The following is a 20,577-nucleotide window of genomic DNA, read 5'->3' as shown; positions in this document are numbered from 1 at the left end:
GTTTTCACCAGTGAGGTTTTTTTTATTAAAAAGCTTCATGCTATAAACAGCACATTAGCACATTAAAAAATTAGCACATTAAATTAACGCATTTCACTTAGCACGCTTTCTACCCAGCCATGGCCCCAGTTTTCCATTTCTTCTTCGGTCCAGATTTCAGGGTAAAAAATGCGTTTCTGGAATCTTGGAGGCAGGTACTTTTGCCAGTTCGTGCCGCCGGTGGCCGCAATTGCGTTGTTCGGATCGGTCTTTAAATAACGTACGGCGCTCTTATAATGCATCAGCGGCCAGTTTACGTTCACGTTGCTATCCAGCATTTTTAACTGCTTGATCAGCTTTTCGTTATGGCGGTCGGCTTCAGGTAAACGGTTAACTACGGCCCACACGTTTTTATCTTTGTATTCGTGGGCGAACTTGATCAGGAAGTCGGTATATTTTTCTTCGAACTGCAGCAGCGTTAGGGTTTTTACGCCGGTTTCGGCCATGGTGGCTCCGGCTTTCCAGTAAATGCAGCCCATCATTTCGTCGTGGGTGGAGTTCAGACCTAAAGCAGCCCGTTTGTCTTTATCGGTCAGGTTACGCAGGTCGGTAGAGGCAATTTCGATCATGCGGTACTGCGCGCTCTGAAAACCGGAAGCCGGCATTAAAGCCATCCGGAAGGTCAGGAATTGCTCGCGGTCCATGCCATCTACCATCACATCGAAGGAGTCGGTCAGGTTTTCGAAGTAGCGGTTTATGCGATTTAGACGCATGATAATTTCCTCTACTTTAATATCTGACTTATTGCCGATCTGTTCGTATTCGTTCAGGCAAAGCTTGAAATAAAGCTCCGTGATCTGATGATACATGATGAAGATCTTTTCGTCCGGAATGTTCGATTTCGGATTCTGCAGGCTTAGCAGCGTATCGAGGTGAATATAATCCCAGTAGGTCAGGTACTCGGTATGGTACAAACCTTCCAGGTAACCGGCCAGGTCCTGCCCGTCGGCGGTATATTTTTCTTCCAGGCGCTTAAGTTGTTTCAGCACCTCGGGGCTAAATTCGTGGTTCATTTTGGCACTATAATCGTGAATGCAAACGCGGTGCAAATAAACTAAAAAGTATTGGTAAGCAGAATATTCTTACAAAAGAAACTACGTGTTTCGCTCAAAATACCCTGATCTTCCGTTTTTCATTCTCCTATTCAGCACTTTTTAACCCTGAAAGTATACCGTTTTTAAGGGAATAACGGGAAATGAAAGGTGAAAGAAGTGTCCGGTTTTGAGACAGAAAACTGTACCGTTTCAGAACACGAAGGCTATAATGATTCAAAACGGGGAGCAGAATTTTCTGACAAAGAAGAACAAACTACGGCTTAATTGCTAAATTTGATTTTTGGAATATAATTCTTACCCATTTACCTGTTATGGCTGAAAAAAGCAGCATTTTCGATATGATCGGTCCGGTTATGATTGGCCCATCCAGTTCGCATACGGCGGGCGTCGTACGCATTGCCCGCGCTGCCAACCGCATTCTGGGGTGTTTGCCCGAAGAAGCCATCATCACGTTCTATAATTCGTTTGCCCGCACCTACGAAGGCCACGGTTCCGATAAAGCGATCCTGGCCGGGCTGCTCGATTTCAAAACCGACGACAAACGGATCAAAGATGCTTTTGAACTTGCTCATGAAAAAGGGTTGAAATATACCTTCCGCTCTATTGGCAATGCTTCTACCATGCACCCGAATACCATAAAGCTGAACCTGAAAGGTTGCGGTCGCGAAGTGGAAGTGATTGGTCAGAGCCGGGGCGGCGGCGTGATCCGGATCGTGGAAGCAGATGGCTTTTCAGCGGATTTTTCAGCTAGTCTGCACACTTTAATTATAGATGCCGACGATGTAAAAGGCAGCATCGCCTTTATTGCCGACGTAATTGCCCACGACGATTGCAACATTGCCACCATGAACGTTTCCCGCAAAGGAAAAAACGAAATGGCCCGGCAATTTATTGAAATGGACAGCGGCATAAGCCCGGTTGCGCTGGAATATCTGCGGCATTTGAAGTGGGTAAAAAATGTAACCTATATTCCCAATATCGATTAATATGTTTCGGATATCGAAGAAAAGGATTTTAATAGCGGCCCTGGTACTGGCCGGTTATTTCCCGGCCAGCGCCCAAAGTGAAACCGGAACGCGCTGGACCTTACAAAAAGCTATAGATCATGCGCTGCAGCATAATTTACAGGTAAAGTTAAGTGCTCTAAACACGGAAGTAAGCCAGTTAAATTTAAAAGATTCCCGGGCCAGCCTGCTGCCCGAACTGAATGCGAATGCCTCCGAAAACTTCCGTTCCGGCCGCTCCATCGATCCGTTTACCAATAACTTCGTGAACCAGAATATCTGGTCTACCAGCCTTGGGTTGAACGGAAGTGTGGTGTTGTTTTCGGGTTTGCAGTTAAAAAACAGTTTGCGCCGTTCCCAGATAGACGAAAAAGCAAGCCAGGCCGATCTGGCCAAAGCAAAAAACGACATGATCCTTAATATCGTGACGGCTTACATGCAAGTGCTTTTTAACGATGAATTACTAACTACGGCTAAACTCAATTTAAGCTCTTCGCAAAGCCAGGCCTTGCGAACGGAGAAACTTTTTAAAGCCGGTAGTGTGGCCGAAACCAATCTGCTCGAAATAAACGCACAGGTAGCCGCCGACGAACTGAACGTGATAAACGCGCAGAACAACAAAGACATTGCCGAGCTGAATTTAATGCAGCTGCTGGATCTGCAGGATAAAACGAATTTCGAGGTCGAAAAACCGGTTATTCCGGAACCTGACCAGAGTGTGATCGGCTTTAATGCGCAGCAGGTTTATGAAACGGCCCAGCAGACCCAACCCGAAATCAATGCTGCCGACCTGCGGGTTCGTAGCGCTATGAAAGGAGTGGATGTTGCGCGCGGGGCTTTTTATCCCCGGTTATCACTTATCGGATCAGTTTCTACCGGTTATTCGAGCGGGCGGCAGGCAACTACGGTTTCCGGCGTGCGCTACGATCAGTTCGTCTTTTTTCAGAATCCGGATGGCACTTCGCCTTCGGTGGTGTATACGCCTACGCCCAATTTTATCGTGAATGATTACCTTTTTGCCGATCAGTTCAACGATAATATCAGCAAAAATATAAGCCTGAACCTGAACATTCCGATCTTCAACCGTTTTCAGGCGCGTTATGGCGTGCAGCGTTCGCAGGTAGCGGTACGGAATGCGGAACTGAATCTGCAGCTCGAGAAAAACAATCTTCGTCAGAAAGTGGAACAGGCTTATGCCGATGCTACAGCTGCGCAGAAAAAATATGTAGCTGCAAAAAAACAATTGGAGTCTTTCGAAAAAGCGTATAAAAACGCCGAGATCCGCTTTAATAACGGTATTCTGAACAGCACCGATTTCAATGTTTCCAAAAATAATTACATAAAAGCCCAGTCCGATATTATTCAGGCAAAATACGATTATACATTTAAGCTGAAAATTCTCGACTTTTACCAGGGAAAACCGATCACGTTCTAAAAAAAACTATGGCTGCAAAAAGCTCCAACCGCCTGATCTATATTTTAGGTGCGATTGTTTTGGTATTATTGATTATTGGCCTGGTGGCCAAGAAAAAAGGCTGGGTCGGCAAACCGGCGGGCACCGCTGTAACCGTAGATAAAGTTAAACGTGCCGACATTACTGAACGCGTAAGCGCCTCGGGAAAAGTGCAGCCGGAAGTAGAAGTGAAGATCAGCCCGGACGTTTCCGGTGAAATAATTGAACTGCATGTAGCTGAAGGCGATTCGGTAAAAAAAGGCCAGTTGCTGTTAAAGATTAAGCCGGATAATTACCAAAGCATGGTTGATATGCGCGTGGCAGCCGTGAACCAGGCAAAAGCCAACCTTGCCCAGGCCCGGGCGCGGCTTTCGCAGAACATTGCCAACAATGTGCAGGTAAAACAAACGCACCAGCGCAATACGTCGCTTTTCAAGGAAAAAGTAATTTCGCAGGCTGAATTTGAAACCAGTAAAGCCAATTTCGATGTAAGCCAGCAGGAAATAGAATCGGGTCGGGAAAGCGTAAAAGCGGCAGAATACGGCGTACAAAGTGCCATTGCCTCTTTAAAAGAAGCCCGCGAAAACCTGAATAAAACCACGATCTATGCACCGGTAAGCGGTACTATTTCCAAACTGGGCGTAGAGCGCGGCGAACGGGTAGTAGGCACGTCGCAAATGGCGGGTACGGAGTTGCTGCGCATTGCCAACCTCAACACCATGGAAGTGCGCGTAAACGTGAATGAGAACGACATTGTGCGCGTAAAACTCGGCGATTCGGTAATTGTAGACGTTGATTCTTATTCGAACCAGGACCAGAAATTTAAGGGCGTGGTAACCCAGATTGCCAATACCGCCAAAGATGCTTTAACGCTGGAAGCAGTAACGGAATTTGAAGTGCGCATCCGCCTGCTGAATGAATCTTACAAAGAACTGGCGCGCACCAGAAAACGCAATCCTTTTCGGCCGGGCATGACCGCCTCAGTAGATATTATTACTGATCAGAAACGCAATATTGTAACCGTTCCCCTGGCTGCGGTAACGACCCGTACCGCCAATTTCCTGACCGGCAAAGAGAAAAAAGAAGACCGCCGGAAGGATAAGAACGAGGCAGAAGATGAAAATAAACCGAAGGAGGAATTGGTGGAGATCGTATTTCTGCTCGAAAACGGCAAGGCGGTAGCTAAGAAAGTAAAGACCGGGATTTCCGACTTTGATAACATTGAAATTCTGGAAGGTTTGAAAGAAGGGCAGGAGGTAATTTCCGGACCGTTCCGGGCGGTTTCCAAAACCCTGAAAAACAACGACAACGTAGTGGTTAAAGATGCGGAAACCATTGCAAAAGAAGCCAGCGAAACCAAAGGCGACGACAAAGAATAAACCGGAAAACGGTAGGTAAAACATACAAAAAACCGGTCCCGAAGCAATTCGGGACCGGAATTTTATTTTTAAAGCGAAACTAAAATTGGAAAAAATAGCGGTAATTGGCGGCGGCAGTTGGGCCACCGCACTCGTAAAGATCCTTTCGGAAAACAAATCGGAAATTCACTGGTGGATGCGCCAGCAGGACGATGTAAAACACTTGTTGCAGTACCGGCATAATCCGCGTTATTTAAGCGGTGTAAGCTTCGACCTGAACTACGTAAAACCGTTCAACGACCTGGCTGCGGTAGTAAAAGCATCGGATTGGGTAATTCTGGCGGTGCCGGGAGCTTTCGTGCAAAACGCTATTGCTTCGCTGCCCAAAACTGCTTTTGAAGGCAAGGTGATGGTTTCGGCCATAAAAGGCATGATTCCGGACGAAAACTGCCTGATAACTGATTACCTCGAAAAGCATTACAACGTACCCGCTTCGCACCAATGCGTAATTGCGGGCCCCTGCCACGCCGAGGAAGTGGCGCTCGAAAAGCAATCGTATCTTACTATCGGCTCGCACGACCTTGACCATGCAAACCGATTCTGCGAATTGCTCCGCAACCGGTACGTAAAAGCCAACCCGCTGGATGATTTGGACGGTATTGAATATTGTGCCGTTATGAAAAACATTATTGCCATGGCCTGCGGAATTGCCCACGGTCTGGGTTTCGGAGATAATTTTCAGGCAGTAATGGTGTCGAATGCGATGGATGAAATTGAGCGTTTCCTGACCGCCGTTATGCCGCAGCACCGCAACCTGGTAGGTTCGGCTTATTTAGGCGATCTGCTGGTAACGGCCTATTCCCAATTCAGTCGTAACCGTACGTTCGGCAATATGATCGGCAGGGGTTACAGCGTAAAATCGGCCCAATTCGAAATGAACATGATCGCGGAAGGTTATTACGCCGTGAAAAGCATTTTCGAACTGAACAAGACATATAAAGTTGATATGCCAATTACCACAGCCGTTTATAATATTCTTTACGAACGTATTTCACCAGCGGTAGAAATGGAAATTCTGAAAGAAAAATTCAAGTAAAAAACGGTAGGGTTTCAAGCATAAAAAGTAAAAGGCCGGATAATGATTTATCCGGCCTTTTTTATGAATCAGAATCAGGATTTTGAGGGCAATTGTCTGCACTATGATTCTTTTGATTTTTATGATTCCTTTGTTTTCGGCTATTATTGAGGTGCAGGTAGCGACCTGTAAGCGCGTTATCTGATCAATAGTTTGAACACGATTATCATGATTTAAAAGATGGGCAGGATTTAATCTGTCTGAATTAGGATTTATAAGATTTGAGGATTAAAGGATTTTCAATTGTTGCGAATTGAAAAGTAGTGTGAAACACTACAGCCCTAAAGTCAACCACCCCAAGCTCGTTCCTGAAAAGGAGGGAGCTTTTCTGTCAGCTGAAGGAGACGGGGATGAAGTCTGAACACGATTTTTATGATTTATGGGATTGGCAGGATTATTTTTCTGAATCAGAATTTGAGAATTTACAGAATTTCTCTTTCAAATTCCTTTCAAGCCTATCGCCAGCGCAGCGTCACATGAAATCAAGGACTGAAGATAACTAAACTAAAAGAAAGTTCACTACGAAGGGAAGCTGACACCAGTTTCTGTGCGAGCGGCCTCCAAGACTTCCGGTGCCGAGGAACGAGGCAGCCCGCAAGGGCAGGAAGGGTTGCAGCCGCGAACGCAGAAACGAAGCCACCCGGCTTGAGGGAGAAAGCTTAATTAATAATTAAAAATTAAGAATTAAAAACTAAAGCAAGCTATAAAAACGCTATCCTTTTAGGCTCAAGAACTCAATAGCAAACATTTAACCAACCCGATGGGACCTCTCCTGACGTCGGGATGACTAAGAAAACGCTGTCATGTATAACATAAAAACTGTTTTCAGCTTAAATGCTTTCAAGATCTAAACCAAAACCCTTTAGCTTCTCATAAACTAAATGCACGGGCAAACCCATTACGTTAAAGTAAGAACCTTCGATCCGCTCAATGCCAATCATGCCAATGAATTCCTGAACCCCATAAGCCCCCGCTTTATCAAGCGGTTTAAAATGCTCCAGGTAAAAATCGATCTCCTTTTCGCTTAACTTCCGGAAATAGACTTTGGAAACATCATGAAAAATTTCCTGTTTTTGGCGCGATTGCAGGCAGACGCCCGTAATTACCTCGTGCACATTGCCCGATAAACGTTGGAGCATTTCCTTGGCTTCGGCCAGGTCTTTGGGTTTGTTCAGTACGCTGTTTTGCAGCCACACAATGGTATCGGCGGTAAGCACTACTTCATCGGCCTGCAGATCGGTTTTATAAGCGGCAGCTTTGTGTCCGGCTAAATGTTCAGCAATTTGTTCGCGTTGCAGATGCGGTTCAAAGTCTTCGGCTACGTCTTTGATCTTAATGGTAAACGGAATGCGCAGGCCGCTTAGAATTTCTTTACGGCGCGGCGAATTAGAAGCCAGGATCAGTTTCACGGGCAAATTCCTCTTCTTTAATAGAACTAAAAACAAATCCGCAGATCACTTTCGGGTAAAAAAACGTAGATTTCTGGGGCATAATGGCACCGCTGTAGCAAACTTTTTTTACCTGCTCCATCGATACTTCATTCGTAATAAAAGCGGCTTCTGCTGCGTGCGTATCTACCTTGGAAATACATTCGGTAAAGTTTCGCACGTAACTCAGGCCCGGGTAATTCCGTTGCGCTTCCGAGGCAATGCCCAGCACTTTCTCGAAAACGAAGAAATGCAGCACCGTCAGATCCAGTTCCTTTACTTCCGGCGTGGTTTCCCAATCGATCATACCGTGCACTTCCGGTTTCAGCCGCAATTTATAAGCCTGGCCGTCTAAATATAAACCAAAAGCCCAGGGCTTGCCGGCAATTACTTCGTTCAGTTCAAACGGGTCTTCCTTGGGCGTAACGACAAAAAATTGTTCCAGCTTTTGCAGAAAATCTTCTTTCGGGATCGGGAGTTTCTCCAGCAAACGGTGCGTAGGCAGAATGCGCAGGTCATCCGATTCGGAATTGGTCAGGTACATTAAATGATAGTTGTAAGCCTCGTTCCCGGTATGGTGCGGGTTGGCGGCCATCATCTTTTTGCGGTATTCCAGCGAGCCTTCGTAGCGGTGATGGCCATCGGCAAGCAGTACCTGCTTTTCTTTTAAAACGCTGATAAACTGCTCAATAACCCTGGCGTCCTGAATGATTGCTAATACATCGCGGGCGCCCTGGTAATCTTCCGTTTCGTAAACCGGGTCCAGCATGGCTTCATCCATAAATTGCTCTAAACGGAAATCAGGATCGGCATAAAGTCCGTGGGTGGCGCTGCTGTTGAGCAGGGTTTTTTCCAATAATTCTATCCGGTCGTTTACCGCATCGGGAATGGTGTTTTCGTGGCGCAGCAAAATCTTCTCATCCCAGTCGTAGGCTTTAATGTGGCACAGAAAACCTTTGCGCACATAAGCTTTATTCGATCCGGCTAACTGAAAATGCTGGTAATAAACGTAAATGGCCGGCAGCTCATCCTGGTGCAGCACCTGGTCACGTTTCCATTCGTGCAGCAGTGTGGCAGCATTTTGGGCCGGTTCTTCGCCCCGGGGCACTGATAAGTGAATACTATTTAAAGGATTCTGGTAGAGGGCTTCGCGCTGCTTTTTAGAAACCACATCGAATAAGGGCGACGTGAGCGAATCGATCTCAGGGGTAAATTTAGAATGATAGCGCCAGGCGCGGAGTGGCTTTATTTCGGCCATGTTTTCGTATGTTCGATTTTCGAAGTTTCGACTTAAAACCTAAAAACGGTACCGTTTTCACCTTTTAAAGTCAGAGGTATTAATTCTTAATTTTTAATTAAAAAAATCAGGGCGCAATGCGGTTAATCTGCCAGCCGCCGTGTTCGTGTCTTTCATATACTATGCGGTCGTGCAGGCGGTTAGGGCGGCCTTGCCAGAATTCCATATAAGTGGGCACCAACTGATAGCCACCCCAATGATCAGGGCGAGGGATTTCTACCGTAGAGCTGAATTTCTCGGCATAGCTGCGTTCGGCCTGTTCCAGAGCGGCACGGTTATTTACCACCTGGCTTTGGGGCGAGGCCCAGGCCCCGATTTGGCTGCCTTTCGGGCGCGAATGGAAATAAATATCGGAAGCCGTTTCGGAAATTTTCTCTATTTTCCCTTCTATGCGCACCTGCCGTTCCAAAGCCGGCCAGAAAAAAGTAATGGCTGCATACGGATTATCGCTGAGATGCTGGCCTTTGCGGCTCAGATAGTTCGTAAAAAAGATAAAGTTGCCGTTTTCTATACCTTTTAAAAGCACCACGCGCGACGAGGGCCGGCCATTGGAAGTCGCGGTTGAAAGCACCATAGCCGTAGCCTCTTCTACCTGGGCTTTTAAAGCTTCATTCAGCCACAATTCAAACTGATTGATCGGGTTAGGCACTACGCTTTGCTCGGTCAGTTCTTCCCGGGAATAATTCTTCCGGATATCGGCAAGGGAAAGGGGGTGGTTCATAGTTTTGGGCATTGCTGTTCAAAATTAAAAAAAATAGCCGGTAAGCCTTCATTTAATTCCTGAAAACCTATTGTTTGCCAAATGGTTTTTAGGGTATACAAGACTAAATACTGAATGGAACAATTTTTTTTACGATTATCGGTTATTTAATTAACATTTTTGCCATTTAAGGAGTATGTTGTGCGTACTGTGAAATGGCATAACCGGAAACGGTAGTGTTTTAGGCTTGAAAAGTATAATAAGAATGCAAATGACAGATATTAAAGCCGGCAGCATCCTGATCTCTGAACCTTACCTGGGCGACCCGAACTTTGAACGGACCGTGGTGCTGATATGCCGGCACGACGAGGAAGGAAGTTTCGGGCTTGTGCTGAACCGCCGTTCCAATTTAAAACTGGCCGACGTACTCGATTATTTCGATAACGGCTTTGAAATGGAGCTTGGGATTGGCGGACCTTTGCAGCACAACACGCTGCATTATATTCATAACCGCGCCGATTTTCCGGATGCTATAAAACTGAGCGAAACCTTGTTTTGGGGCGGGAATTACGATTTTGTAAAAAGCAAACTCGAAGCCGGTGAAATAGACCCGGAAGAGATCCGCTTCTTTTTAGGTTACTCCGGCTGGACGCCCGGGCAGCTGGAAGAAGAGATTGAGAAAAATGTTTGGATCGTGAACAACAATGCCTCGAAAAAATTATTTACTTTGAATACCGATACGCTCTGGCGCCAGATCCTGAAAGAAATGGGCGGGAAGTACAAGATCCTTTCTAACTACCCGGTAGACCCGAGCTTAAACTGATACCGATTTTAAAAAAAATACACCAACCGTAAATAAACGCTAACCCCCGAGCTAATGACCTTAGAGAACGAAAAACCGACGAACGAGAATAACGCTAACCAAAATAAACCCGATAATACCCCGCCGCCTGCGCCCAAGGAAGACGCAATGAGTATTCTGGAAAAACGTCTGGCCGAGATCAACGCCCGAAAAACCGGAGGTGCTGAGCCCGCGGCCCCAGTTGCACCAACGGCTTTTGCCGAAGGGATGCCCGCCGAACCCATAGCACCCTCAGCCGCCCCGGCCACGAATTCCATTCCTATGCCGGAAGCACAAGAAGAGCAGAACATTCCGGAAATACGTATTGAAAAAACGGAAGAAACTCCCATTGCAAAGACCGAAGAAACTTCGATTGCGTTGCCGGAAAACATGCCCCGCACCGAACCGGTATCTACAACTTCCACTACTACTCCAACTCCAACTCCAACAGAAACTCCTGTTTCCCTGCCGGATGCTGCCACAGTCGCCGGTGGTGCTATTGCAGCCCGCGAAGTAATTCCTCCTACAGAATTGCCCATTACCCCTGTAAGTGAGCCTGCAAGAGAACCGGAAACATTTGAGACCCGCGTTGCCGAAACCCCGGCTTCAGAAACCGGACAGGCGATCGGTACTTTTTCAGGCCAGGAACCTACCGTTTCTAAAACAACCGAAGCAGAACGGGATGCAGCCTTAGGCGATGAGAATTCAATCGGGAACGTAATTTCTGGTGCTATTGCTGCCCACGAAGTAATTCCGGAAATTATGCCGGCGCAGCGCAAAGCCGAGGAAATTGAAAATGCCGGTACGTCTGAAACGACTGCTTCCTCCGATAAACCGGTAGAAGTTTACGAGTTAAGCACAGAAGACGAACAGTTTACCGATACCGATTATGCGGCTATGCCGGCAGCAGAACTCGAGCGGCAGTTAACGGCCATTCTGAAAACCGATAACCGCAAAAACTACCGGCAGGTAAACGAAATGTACCGCGAATATGAATTGAAACTGGCCGCCGAAAAACACGAAGCGCAGGAAAAATTCATTGCCGAAGGAGGAACCGCCGACGATTTCGAATACCGGTTATCACCGGAACGCCAGCAGCTTGAAAAAGCCATGCAGCAATTCCGGGAAAACCGCCACCGCGATCTGCGCAGCGAAGAAGAACAGAAACATAAAAACCTGCAGCGCAAACAGGAGCTTATTTCCCAGCTTCGCGAAGTGGTAGAAGCCGCCGAAACCAAAAGCAGCGCCGATAAAATGAAAGCCATTCAGGAAGAATGGAAAGCGATCGGGCCGGTGCCGCAAAACGAAAGTCAGCAGCTCTGGAACTCGTACCACGCCTTGCTCGATATTTTCTACAACAACCGCAGCATTTACTTTGAGCTGAAAGAGCTGGACCGCAAACGAAACCTGGATGCTAAACTGCAACTGGTAAACCGCGCCGAAGCCTTGGTAAATAATCCTTCCATTAATGCCAGTTTGCAGGAACTGCGTCATTTGCACGAAGAGTGGAAAAATATTGGCCCGGTACCCAACGAACAGCGCGACCAGATCTGGGAACGTTTTATTCAGGCATCGGAAAAAGTACACGAGCGCAAAAAAGAATTCATGGCCGGCCGCCGCGAAGTGGAAACCGCCAATCTTGCCCGTAAAACCGAAGTGCTCAGCCGCCTGGAAACTTTCCAGAATTACAATACTGACCGCATAAACGACTGGCGCGATAAAACCGACGAAATTCAGAAAATTAAAGAAGAGTGGGATGCCATTGGCTTAGTGCCCAAAGAAAATGCCGATGTGATCAACAAAAAGTTCTGGGGCATTTACAAGGCTTTCTTTCACAATAAAAATCAGTTCTTCAAAGCCCTGGATGAGCAGAAAATGCAAAACCTGAAACTTAAAACCGAACTTTGCGAACAAGCGGAAGCGGTGAAAGACAGCACCGACTGGGACGCTACCAAAGAACAATTGATCCAGCTTCAGAAAAAATGGAAAACCATTGGCCGCGTTCCGGATAAATATTCCGATAAGATCTGGGAGCGGTTCAGGGCAGCCTGCAACGAATTCTTCGATCGCCGCCAGGCCGAAGCCCAGCACAAAGAAGCGGAACTGGATAAACTTTCAGAAGAAAAAACCACGTATCTGGAAGAACTTACCGAGCGGGTTACCCAGCACCAGCACCAACACCCGCAAGCGGGTAATCTGGAACACCTGAAAGAAATGGTAGCCAAATGGCAAAGTTTCGATGGCGGAAGCGGCCGCAGCAATGCCCAGGCCGAAGAAAAATTCTTTGCCCTGATGGAAAAATACCTGGATACTGTACCGGAACTGAGCAACGAACAAAAAACGGATGTGCTCTTTAAGCTGCAGATGAACAAACTGAAAGGCGGCCCCGATGCTACGAATAAACTTTATCAGAAAGAGCAGAGTATTCGCAAGGAGATCAGCCAGCTGGAAAATGACATTCGTACCTTAAAAACGAATATCGAATTTTTTGCCCGTTCTAAAAACGCTGAAGTGCTGCGCCAGGAATACGATGCCCGCATTGCCGAAGCTAACAAAAGGATAGAATTGTTGCAAAAACAGCTGAAAGAGATCCGGAGCTAATAATTTTTAGGATTGATTTTCAAAACGTTATTAAAAAGATGAAAAAAAGTAGCGGCAAAAACTTGTAAAATAAATTTGAGCCGCTACTTTTGCATCATCAATCGGGCCACAAGCCTGAACGGTAGAAGCCTCCATAGCTCAGCTGGTAGAGCAACTGACTTGTAATCAGTAGGTCGTTGGTTCGATTCCGACTGGGGGCTCAAAAAGAAAAGCACTTTCGAATATTTCGGAAGTGCTTTTTTGTTTTATTTTACAATTAATAAGATTCCGGAAAATGAAGCGTACAAACTTTACCAGAAATGCCTTGCTACTTGCCGGTTTTGTTTTTTTAGCTGGTTTTTCCTTCCGTTATGATATTAAATTTACAGCCGGTGGAGTTACCGATAATTTACCGGTGCCAAAAAATGTTAAGGATCTGCTGTTTTACGTGCAGCGCGATCCGGACGCCAATACCGTGATTTATCAGCTGAACCGCACCGGGGCCGGGCTCCTAAATGAAGCTGAACCAATCAGCATTTTCTGGATCCGGTATGCCGAAGGCGGAAGCCGGAAAGAATTAAATTACATTCAGCGGAAATTTGCCTACGGACTAAACACTAAAAAACTGGCGAAAGACCACTATGAACTGACCTTTGTTTCGTATAGCAAGCTGAAACTTTACCTGCGCAAAAACAGCCAGGGCGCTTTTCAGGTTTATACCGGCATTAACCAGGAACAAGTTATTTTAGACCGCGTGTTCGTGCGCATTGAAGGCGGTACTTTCTGGGTACCCAACGTTCTTTATGTAGAATTGAAAGGCCGGGATGCTGTTTCTGAAAAAGCGGTAATGGAACGGTTTAAGCCTTAAAGGTTGCGACTTTTTATACCGGAAACCATAGCGTTTTTATTAATTGTTTTCTTAAAATCACGGCCGGCAAAAAACAAGTTTACCACTAAAGGATTTATTCGTATTCTGGCGGTTCCTAATGGTTATTTTTTCGGCGTAATCTTCAGCAATTCTCCTTTCGATTCGTCCGTTACCAGGTATAAAGCGCCATCCGGTCCTTCCCGTACATCGCGAATGCGCCGATTCCGGTCAGTAAGCAAATGTTCTTCGCCTGTTACTTTGTTGTTCTCAATTTTCAGGCGCACCAGTCTTTGGTCGCGCAATGCGCCTACAAACAAATTGCCCTGCCACTCCGGAAACGCTTTGCCACTGTAAAACTGCGCACCCGACGGGGCAATTACCGGATCCCAGTAATATACCGGGCGCTCAAAACCGGCTTTATCGGTTACCGAATTTGGAACCGGTGCGCCCGAATATTCTTCCCCGAAGGTAACCAATGGCCAGCCATAATTCTTTCCTTTCTGGATCAGGTTTAGCTCGTCGCCGCCCTGCGGTCCCATTTCTACTACCCAGAATTGCCCTTTTTCGTCGAAGGCGGAGGACTGCACATTGCGGTGCCCCAGGGTCCAGATCTCGGGCATAGACCCGGATTGGTTTAGAAAAGGGTTTTCCGGTGCCGGTTTGCCATCTGGTGTGATGCGCAGAATTTTACCCATATGGCTGTTCATGTGCTGGGCCTGCGGCCGGATCTCTTTATCGGAGCGTTCCCCGAGAGTTACATACAACATACCATCCGGACCAAAAGCTAATCTGGAGCCAAAATGCATGTGGCCGTCATAGGTAGGCATTGCCCGGAAAATTACTTTTACCTGCTCCAGTCGGGTTTGGTCGGCAGAAAGCACGCCGCGGGCTACGCTGGTTGCATTGCCGCCTTTGCGGGGCTCAGAATAACTCCAGAAAATGGTGCGGCTGGTACTAAAATCAGGACTCAGGGCTACATCCAGTAGACCTCCCTGATCCTTATAATCCACCTGGGGTAACCCGGTTAGAGGTTGGCCCATAGCCCCGGAAGCCGAAATGATCCGCATCCGGCCGGGTTTTTCAGTTACCAGCAGGTTGCCATCGGGGAGGGGTTCTACCGCCCAGGGCTTTTCAAGTCCCTTGGTTAACACCTGCACCTCAAACGCGGCATTTGTTTTTATGGCGCAGGCACGGGTTTGTTCCGCAAAAGCTGGTTTCTGGTTTGGGGAATTGGGTTTGCGGGTTTCCAGCGGGTTGCATTTTTGAGGGTTTTGCTCGTTGCTGCCCGCCTGGCTTTGGGTTTGTGTAGTCTGGTCATGGCTGGTAGTCTGGCTCTGACAGGAAGCTCCGGTTAAAGCAAACACCATGGTAAGCGAAGCAAATAAAGACGGTTTTATCATGCGGGGTTCAGTAAGAATGTGGCCGAAAATCTTATAATATAAGAGGCGATAATGCTAAAAATAACTGCCGCTTAAATCTGCACTACGGCTGGCGGCCCTTAACTGTTTTACTCATAATAAATAAGGGGGTAAAGTTTATTGCTGGCTGATTTATTTCCGAAGATTTAAAATATAATGCCCGAATTAACCAACCCGATGTTTTTTGTTTTGACAAAAATTAAAATAAATAAGGCTGAACTTTTTGAAAACCAGCCAGATAGAACTGAATAAAAAAATGCTATCTTTTTTTAAGAAAAAAGTAGGCGTTAAAGTTTGGAATTTAAACTCAGCTTGCTACTTTTGCATCATCAATCGGGCAGCAGCCTGAACGGTAGAAGCCTCCATAGCTCAGCTGGTAGAGCAACTGACTTGTAATCAGTAGGTCGTTGGTTCGATTCCGACTGGGGGCTCCAAATTTGAAAAACCAGTCTTTAGGCTGGTTTTTTCTTTTTTAGCCTCTTTGTAATGTTCACATAATGAAGAAGTTAACTTGAAAATCGAGTTAACTCTTGGAGTTCGATAACCCTGTTTTTGACGGTCAAAGTACACTCCTTCCGGAAATACTAAGGTTTGGAGTCTTTGCTTATTCATGAAGTTAGCGCTTTCCCATGATTCACAGAGCGTTACACTAAAATTTAAGCCTAATTCAATGAATTTTTGATGGTTCGATAATGGTCCGTCGAGTTCTGCCAATTGTGCTTCGGTTGTCCTTAGCTCATCCTTTAATTTCTGGCTATACTTTTCATAAAGTTCTTTTGGGATTTCTCTAAATACAAAACGCTCTTCTAGGTCTTCTAATTTCTTTCTGGTTTCTGTAGCTTGCTGCTGAATGAGTTTTGATTGTTTTTTATTATTCTCATTCATTTCTCCGTAAACACCAGCTAATGCTTCTTTTAGAACTGGGATTAGCTCTCGGTCAACCTGGTACTTTTTAAGTAGCTCCAAGTAATTCTCATGCATCGTTTTAGCGCTCTTGTTGCACTTGCAGCCAATCTTATTGCATTTGTAATAATGAAGGCCCTTTTTCTTTACTTCATAGCCAGTAAATGGTGTGCCACAAGTTGCACAACGGATATGTTGCTTTAAAGGCAGATTCTCATCCTGTAACTGTACCTTGTAGCCTTGAGGATTTACAGACTGAATATCATTAACTTGTAAGAATAATTCTTTTGAGATTAGCGCTTCGTGTCTGCCTTCTATTAGCTCACCTTCTTCTAATAAACTGTTAGTAATGATGCCACAATAAAAGGGGTTTTTAAATATATGAGTAAGCTTTTGGTTGCTTACACGCAAACCCATGCTGTTAAGCTTGGCTTTGATGGAGGTATTACTCAGGCCTTCTTTGGCTTTCATCAGGAAAGCTTGTTTTATTAGTTTTCCCGTCTTATTGATAACAATACAATTCTGCCCATCTTTTATCGCCCTTTCATAACCAATTGGAGGTTTGCTCACCCAGTAACCTCTGCGCAAGGCTTCTTTCATGCCAGTTACTGATTTTTCCCTTCTTTGATCATTATCATACTTCCCGAATAATAACTGCATGCTCTGGTTGAGTTTACCAGCAGAAGTTGTAGCATCGGTTGGCTGTGAATAAGAAGAAATGGAAACGCCAATCTCCTCTAATTGATCTGCCAGATAAAGGGCATTTCCACCAGTACGGGAGAAGCGGTCGAAGCTATAGACAATGATGGTACTAACTTTAGCTTTTTGCCTTTTTACAAAAGAGAGCATTTTAACGAATTCTTTTCTTTCGTCTTTTTTAGCGCTTTCATAAGTTCCGCCAAAGTACTCCAGAACTTCATAGTTATTCCGCTGGGCATATTGCTGGCAATATTTAAGCTGGGTTTCTAAACTATTCCCTTCATCCGCCTGCTCCTTTGAGGAAACGCGGGTATAGATTACAGCATATTTGCCAAGTTTCTTTACTATCTTTTTATTCTTCTTGGCAAAGGAAGCGAACTGGTTAAATTTATTAGTTGCCATTGCAATATTGGGTTTGAAAAATGGAATAATAGGAATAACTAAGATCAAGAAGAGATTCTGCAATTTGTCTGTGGTCCTCTTTAGTTAAATGGCTGTAGTTTGGTAAACTGGCAACCATGGTGGTTAGCTTTTCAATAAGGGTTAAATTTTCTTTTTCCTTTAGATTTTCTTTTTCCTGATTTAAATTTTTAATTAAAGGTTTCACTGTGGTAGAACACAAGGGCTGCGGCTGAGGCTTTCAGGAGGGCAGCAGGGTTCTCGGATTGGTGCTGAGGCTTTCAGGACCATTCATCAGGCAGGCTCCGGCCTTGCCTGGTACTAATTATTTTTAGCTAATAGTGAGTTAATCCACTATTGCTGTTTTCTTTTTAGATCTATAGTTCTTTCCGGTATTCACTTTCAAAGTAAAAGCGGTTACCGTTCCTTCGATCAAATTCAAAGCTTTTATACTTTTTGTTTAGGAGTATATCCATAATAGCTTCCTGATCCTGCGAATCAATAACGCCTCCTTTTGTAGTAAACATCGTCTTGGATACTTTCTTTGATTTGGAATCTTTCTCTGTCTGGATAGTGATGGTCTTAATGGTATTATCCCTTAAAGCACGAAGCACCTGTAATTCTTCCGGGCTGAGCAGCTGTAAAGGAGCAATAAATCTTTCCTTGTCTGGGTCAGTTAAGAATTCCATTAAATGCTCGGTAATAGAAAGGTAAAAATGGGTGCGTTTAAAAAGCTTCTGAACTTCCGGATCGATTAAGCTAATCTCATCTAACCACGGAACAACCCTGCTATCCGGGTAAACCAAAATGGCAGCGTGCTGATGCTTTACTAAGGCAGCAATGAGTAAGCTTCTAAGCATGGACATGCCAGCACCGAGTTCCTGCCCTACAGCAGTCTCTTTTAACTGTTTGAATAACTCGCCGCTTTTAAAGCTTTCGATTTGCTTTGCTTCTTCGTCTGGCGATAAACTAAGTTTCTTTAATTCTGAGTAAAATCTTTGCTCATACTGCTTAAAGGCTGCTTCAAAATCAGGTACTACCAGCAGCTGTTGCTTAACGCTTAAGATCAATTCAGTAGAGCAGCCAAATTGCCGAAGCTGTTGAAGCATCTTCAGCCAGATATGTTGCTCAAAACTAAGCTTGGTCCAGGTGCGTTTCTCACTTTCATCATCAAACCACAAGTCCGCCCGGCGCCAGTCATTGAAGTTCTTTGAAGCTACTCCTGAGTCTTTCAATAAAAGCAGGGGGGTAGTGAGGCGCTCAAACAATGCTGCGAAAGATTCACTATCTGAAAGTTCAGTATCTACAGTATTCTGTTCCATGGGATAAGTTTAAAACAATACCCAAAGGTAAAAGTTAAAATGATTAAACAAACAAAAGTGTATTGTTTTATACTCGAGTATGCGTGTGTGTTTACTCAACTATGAGCTATAGAAAAAGCAGCTTAATTGTTCTGAATTGTACTGAAAAAATGGGACAGGTGATGGGAAGGACTGAATTTGCTACATTTTACCCACTGAAATCTTCTGTAGATACAAAAAATGAAGGTCAAATTTTCTAGCAATTAAAAGTACATGGAAATATGGTGTTTTTTAGGAGCTTTTTGTTTGGTTTTTAAAAGTGTTTAACACCTTGATTTTGAATCTTCTAAATGACTTAATTTAAAAGCAAAAGTCAGTTGTTTGATTGTGTGCGAAAATGGAGGAAAACAATATCCATTTTTCATTGGAAATATCTTCGCTGAAGAATTAGAAAAGTTATAAACCTTGAGCTTGGTTTATACAGATTTCTTAAAATTTGTGGATTTCAATCGAAAAACAAGTCGTCCTACATTCGTAACAAAGTGTAGTATGGTAGAAAAAGTAGCGTTTACTTTGGCGAAGTAAAATGATAGTGTTTAGGGCAAAGAAAATGCCCTAAAATTGCGTGCTCTTAAGACACAGAATTGAGGAGGGGTATTGTGAGGTAAAAGTGCTCAAATTTTCCTTCATTTTTAAGCCTATTTTAGTGCTATGAATCTGCATGATTTTGTTCGTTCAAAATAAGTGCCTTAATGCACTGATATATAATCAATTAAGTTGTTTATTTTCTTGTAAATTTTAGAGATTCAAGTGAGGCAAATCAAGCACTGAAAACTTAGTGCTTTTAATCGTGATTTTTTGCAGTAATCTTGGACCAAATTTTGATCAAATTTTCAGCAGTTTTGTCTATTGGGCATTTGAGTTTAAATCTATGCAAACATTGAAGCTAATTCAGTAGTTTGTAGATGAATTTTAACCTTTCAAAATATATGTGCGGCAGAGTAACCTTGACAAAGGAAAGTGTACCTGTAAATCACCGGTTTGCCAAGCAGGTAAATGAAGCTGAGTTGGTACCTAATTACAATATTGGTCCTACTCAAAAGGTTGGTGTGATCAACAGTGAAGAGCCGGAGCATTTGCAGTTTTTAAGCTGGGGCTTACAGATCACGGTTAATCATCATCCAACATTATTGCTCAATGCCAGGGCAGATACACTCCTTGAGCGTAAAACATTTGCCCCCTTATTGGAAGCTGGGCAGACTTGTTTTATGCTTGTAGATAGTTATTACGAATGGAGCACTACATCAAAAGCTAATCGCCATCCCTACCGCATACTGTTAAAAGATAACGATTTGTTTGGAATTGCTGGTTTGTACAAGCGAATAGTAGACGAGCAAACAGGAGAAGAAACCATTCAATTTACCTCCATAACTACGGAGCCTAATCCAATGCTTTCTAAGATACATGACCGCATGCCTGCTATTCTTCCCATTGGTCATGAAATGGACTGGCTGAAGCCACAGGCTAATCCCAAAGATTACCTAACAATGCTGCAACCACTTAATGAGAAGTTGCTCCAGATGTATACCGTTTCTAATGAAGTAGGAAAGCTTACTAATAATTACCCTGATCTTATTAAGCCCTACGAGTATCCTGCTCAGCCTGAACAGCTAAGTATGTTTTAGTCATTGCTCACACCTTCAATTATAGCTATGGGCATTAATTCTACTGCCCGTAGTTTACTTTCAGGCATCTTTTTCAGTTCCCTTCTAATCATGTCATCAATGCTGATGCGGTAATATTCTGCTAAAGCAATTAGCCTTTCCAGCTTCGGCTCACAAATTCCATTTTCATAGCTGTTTAGAGTTGAACGCTTTATTTTTAAGGCGTATGCTACATCGTCCTGCGTTTTTTTGCGCCTTTTTCTCAAAAATTTCAGGTTCTCTCTCAAAAACATAATCTCATATTTTCGGTAATAATACTAAATATTTTAGTTTTATATATTGTAAATCTAAATTTATTAGTAGTTTAAGCTCACTAATTTTGATAAAAAACTAATCAAATTAGCATAAACTATTCATACTGAAAGCTTAACCTGAG

General features: G+C 44.5%; 17 protein-coding genes and 2 tRNA genes. 10 read left to right on the top strand and 9 right to left on the bottom strand.

All coding sequences use genetic code 11. The features are described from left to right. Positions 1-83 precede the first annotated feature (83 nt). Positions 84-1,052, bottom strand: coding sequence for a tryptophan 2,3-dioxygenase family protein (locus I5M27_RS08850; RefSeq protein WP_200505828.1), 969 nt, complete (start codon positions 1,050-1,052; stop codon positions 84-86). Positions 1,053-1,405: 353 nt separating this feature from the next. Between I5M27_RS08850 and sdaAB the strand changes: the two genes are divergently transcribed. The 4 genes from sdaAB to I5M27_RS08830 all read left to right on the top strand — a co-directional run bounded on the left by sdaAB (position 1,406) and on the right by I5M27_RS08830 (position 6,005). After that, on the top strand, positions 1,406-2,080 hold the full coding sequence (sdaAB, locus tag I5M27_RS08845; protein ID WP_200505827.1) for an L-serine ammonia-lyase, iron-sulfur-dependent subunit beta: 675 nt from the start codon (positions 1,406-1,408) through the stop codon (positions 2,078-2,080). 1 nt (position 2,081) lies between these two features. After that, entirely contained in the window at positions 2,082-3,533 is a 1,452-nt protein-coding gene (locus tag I5M27_RS08840; RefSeq protein ID WP_200505826.1) for a TolC family protein, read from the top strand. Positions 3,534-3,541: 8 nt separating this feature from the next. Continuing rightward, a complete protein-coding gene (locus I5M27_RS08835; protein ID WP_200505825.1) occupies positions 3,542-4,930 on the top strand; it encodes an efflux RND transporter periplasmic adaptor subunit in 1,389 nt (462 codons plus the stop codon). 85 nt (positions 4,931-5,015) lie between these two features. Further along, positions 5,016-6,005 carry an NAD(P)H-dependent glycerol-3-phosphate dehydrogenase gene (locus tag I5M27_RS08830; protein ID WP_200505824.1) on the top strand — a complete coding sequence of 330 codons (990 nt, stop codon included), beginning with the start codon at positions 5,016-5,018 and terminating at the stop codon, positions 6,003-6,005. Positions 6,006-6,874: 869 nt separating this feature from the next. On the opposite strand, the gene I5M27_RS08825 is transcribed toward I5M27_RS08830, so the two are convergent. The 3 genes from I5M27_RS08825 to pdxH form a co-directional block, all read right to left on the bottom strand. Then, positions 6,875-7,453, bottom strand: a complete 579-nt coding sequence (locus tag I5M27_RS08825) for a Maf-like protein (protein WP_317193572.1) — start codon at positions 7,451-7,453, stop codon at positions 6,875-6,877. After that, the gene (locus I5M27_RS08820) at positions 7,431-8,729 is read right to left on the bottom strand and encodes a DUF1015 domain-containing protein (protein ID WP_200505822.1); all 1,299 of its coding nucleotides are present in this window, start codon (positions 8,727-8,729) and stop codon (positions 7,431-7,433) included. Before I5M27_RS08820 ends, I5M27_RS08825 begins: the two co-directional genes overlap by 23 nt. A gap of 106 nt (positions 8,730-8,835) precedes the next feature. Continuing rightward, positions 8,836-9,489 (bottom strand): pyridoxamine 5'-phosphate oxidase, encoded by a 654-nt coding sequence (pdxH, locus tag I5M27_RS08815; protein WP_200505821.1) that lies wholly within the window; start codon positions 9,487-9,489, stop codon positions 8,836-8,838. A 250-nt stretch (positions 9,490-9,739) separates the two neighbouring features. Between pdxH and I5M27_RS08810 the strand changes: the two genes are divergently transcribed. The 4 genes from I5M27_RS08810 (at position 9,740) to I5M27_RS08795 (ending at position 13,757) form a co-directional block, all read left to right on the top strand. After that, a complete protein-coding gene (locus tag I5M27_RS08810; RefSeq protein WP_200505820.1) occupies positions 9,740-10,291 on the top strand; it encodes a YqgE/AlgH family protein in 552 nt (183 codons plus the stop codon). Positions 10,292-10,345: 54 nt separating this feature from the next. Beyond that, the gene (locus I5M27_RS08805) at positions 10,346-12,910 is read left to right on the top strand and encodes a DUF349 domain-containing protein (RefSeq protein WP_234462453.1); all 2,565 of its coding nucleotides are present in this window, start codon (positions 10,346-10,348) and stop codon (positions 12,908-12,910) included. 127 nt (positions 12,911-13,037) lie between these two features. After that, a tRNA-Thr gene (locus I5M27_RS08800) sits at positions 13,038-13,110 on the top strand. A gap of 74 nt (positions 13,111-13,184) precedes the next feature. Further along, entirely contained in the window at positions 13,185-13,757 is a 573-nt protein-coding gene (locus I5M27_RS08795) for a DUF4833 domain-containing protein (RefSeq protein ID WP_200505819.1), read from the top strand. 122 nt (positions 13,758-13,879) lie between these two features. Here I5M27_RS08795 and I5M27_RS08790 read toward each other — a convergent pair whose 3' ends face one another. Continuing rightward, positions 13,880-15,157 carry a PQQ-dependent sugar dehydrogenase gene (locus I5M27_RS08790; RefSeq protein WP_234462452.1) on the bottom strand — a complete coding sequence of 426 codons (1,278 nt, stop codon included), beginning with the start codon at positions 15,155-15,157 and terminating at the stop codon, positions 13,880-13,882. Between the two features lie 376 nt (positions 15,158-15,533). On the opposite strand from I5M27_RS08790, the gene I5M27_RS08785 reads away from it, so the two are divergent. After that, positions 15,534-15,609: transfer RNA gene (locus I5M27_RS08785), tRNA-Thr, on the top strand. Here the strand turns inward: I5M27_RS08785 and I5M27_RS18875 are convergent. The 3 genes from I5M27_RS18875 to I5M27_RS08770 all read right to left on the bottom strand — a co-directional run bounded on the left by I5M27_RS18875 (position 15,572) and on the right by I5M27_RS08770 (position 18,498). Then, the gene (locus I5M27_RS18875; RefSeq protein ID WP_394369083.1) at positions 15,572-17,179 is read right to left on the bottom strand and encodes a recombinase family protein; all 1,608 of its coding nucleotides are present in this window, start codon (positions 17,177-17,179) and stop codon (positions 15,572-15,574) included. The genes I5M27_RS08785 and I5M27_RS18875 overlap by 38 nt on opposite strands. Further along, entirely contained in the window at positions 17,169-17,384 is a 216-nt protein-coding gene (locus tag I5M27_RS08775) for a hypothetical protein (RefSeq protein WP_200505818.1), read from the bottom strand. The genes I5M27_RS18875 and I5M27_RS08775 overlap by 11 nt, the downstream gene beginning before the upstream one ends. A 169-nt stretch (positions 17,385-17,553) precedes the next feature. After that, a complete protein-coding gene (locus tag I5M27_RS08770) occupies positions 17,554-18,498 on the bottom strand; it encodes a hypothetical protein (RefSeq protein ID WP_200505817.1) in 945 nt (314 codons plus the stop codon). Positions 18,499-19,442: 944 nt separating this feature from the next. On the opposite strand from I5M27_RS08770, the gene I5M27_RS08765 reads away from it, so the two are divergent. After that, the gene (locus I5M27_RS08765; RefSeq protein ID WP_200505816.1) at positions 19,443-20,162 is read left to right on the top strand and encodes an SOS response-associated peptidase; all 720 of its coding nucleotides are present in this window, start codon (positions 19,443-19,445) and stop codon (positions 20,160-20,162) included. Here I5M27_RS08765 and I5M27_RS08760 read toward each other — a convergent pair. Continuing rightward, the gene (locus tag I5M27_RS08760) at positions 20,159-20,428 is read right to left on the bottom strand and encodes a helix-turn-helix domain-containing protein (protein ID WP_200505815.1); all 270 of its coding nucleotides are present in this window, start codon (positions 20,426-20,428) and stop codon (positions 20,159-20,161) included. The genes I5M27_RS08765 and I5M27_RS08760 overlap by 4 nt on opposite strands. Between the last annotated feature and the right edge of the window lie 149 nt (positions 20,429-20,577).

Origin of the sequence: Adhaeribacter terrigena (assembly GCF_016623615.1) — a bacterium.
GTDB classification, from domain to species: domain Bacteria; phylum Bacteroidota; class Bacteroidia; order Cytophagales; family Hymenobacteraceae; genus Adhaeribacter_A; species Adhaeribacter_A terrigena.
The sequence above is the reverse complement of the archived record's forward strand: the minus strand, read 5'-3'. Positions and strand labels throughout refer to the sequence as shown.

Coding starts and splice junctions, on each gene's coding strand:
- I5M27_RS08765 (WP_200505816.1), top strand. CDS start 19,443: ATGAATTTTAACCTTTCAAAATATATGTGCGGCAGAGTAACCTTGACA.
- pdxH (WP_200505821.1), bottom strand. CDS start 9,489: ATGAACCACCCCCTTTCCCTTGCCGATATCCGGAAGAATTATTCCCGG.
- I5M27_RS08835 (WP_200505825.1), top strand. CDS start 3,542: ATGGCTGCAAAAAGCTCCAACCGCCTGATCTATATTTTAGGTGCGATT.
- I5M27_RS08850 (WP_200505828.1), bottom strand. CDS start 1,052: ATGAACCACGAATTTAGCCCCGAGGTGCTGAAACAACTTAAGCGCCTG.
- I5M27_RS08770 (WP_200505817.1), bottom strand. CDS start 18,498: ATGGAACAGAATACTGTAGATACTGAACTTTCAGATAGTGAATCTTTC.
- I5M27_RS08795 (WP_200505819.1), top strand. CDS start 13,185: ATGAAGCGTACAAACTTTACCAGAAATGCCTTGCTACTTGCCGGTTTT.
- sdaAB (WP_200505827.1), top strand. CDS start 1,406: ATGGCTGAAAAAAGCAGCATTTTCGATATGATCGGTCCGGTTATGATT.
- I5M27_RS08840 (WP_200505826.1), top strand. CDS start 2,082: ATGTTTCGGATATCGAAGAAAAGGATTTTAATAGCGGCCCTGGTACTG.
- I5M27_RS08820 (WP_200505822.1), bottom strand. CDS start 8,729: ATGGCCGAAATAAAGCCACTCCGCGCCTGGCGCTATCATTCTAAATTT.
- I5M27_RS18875 (WP_394369083.1), bottom strand. CDS start 17,179: ATGGCAACTAATAAATTTAACCAGTTCGCTTCCTTTGCCAAGAAGAAT.
- I5M27_RS08805 (WP_234462453.1), top strand. CDS start 10,346: ATGACCTTAGAGAACGAAAAACCGACGAACGAGAATAACGCTAACCAA.
- I5M27_RS08790 (WP_234462452.1), bottom strand. CDS start 15,157: ATGATAAAACCGTCTTTATTTGCTTCGCTTACCATGGTGTTTGCTTTA.
- I5M27_RS08810 (WP_200505820.1), top strand. CDS start 9,740: ATGACAGATATTAAAGCCGGCAGCATCCTGATCTCTGAACCTTACCTG.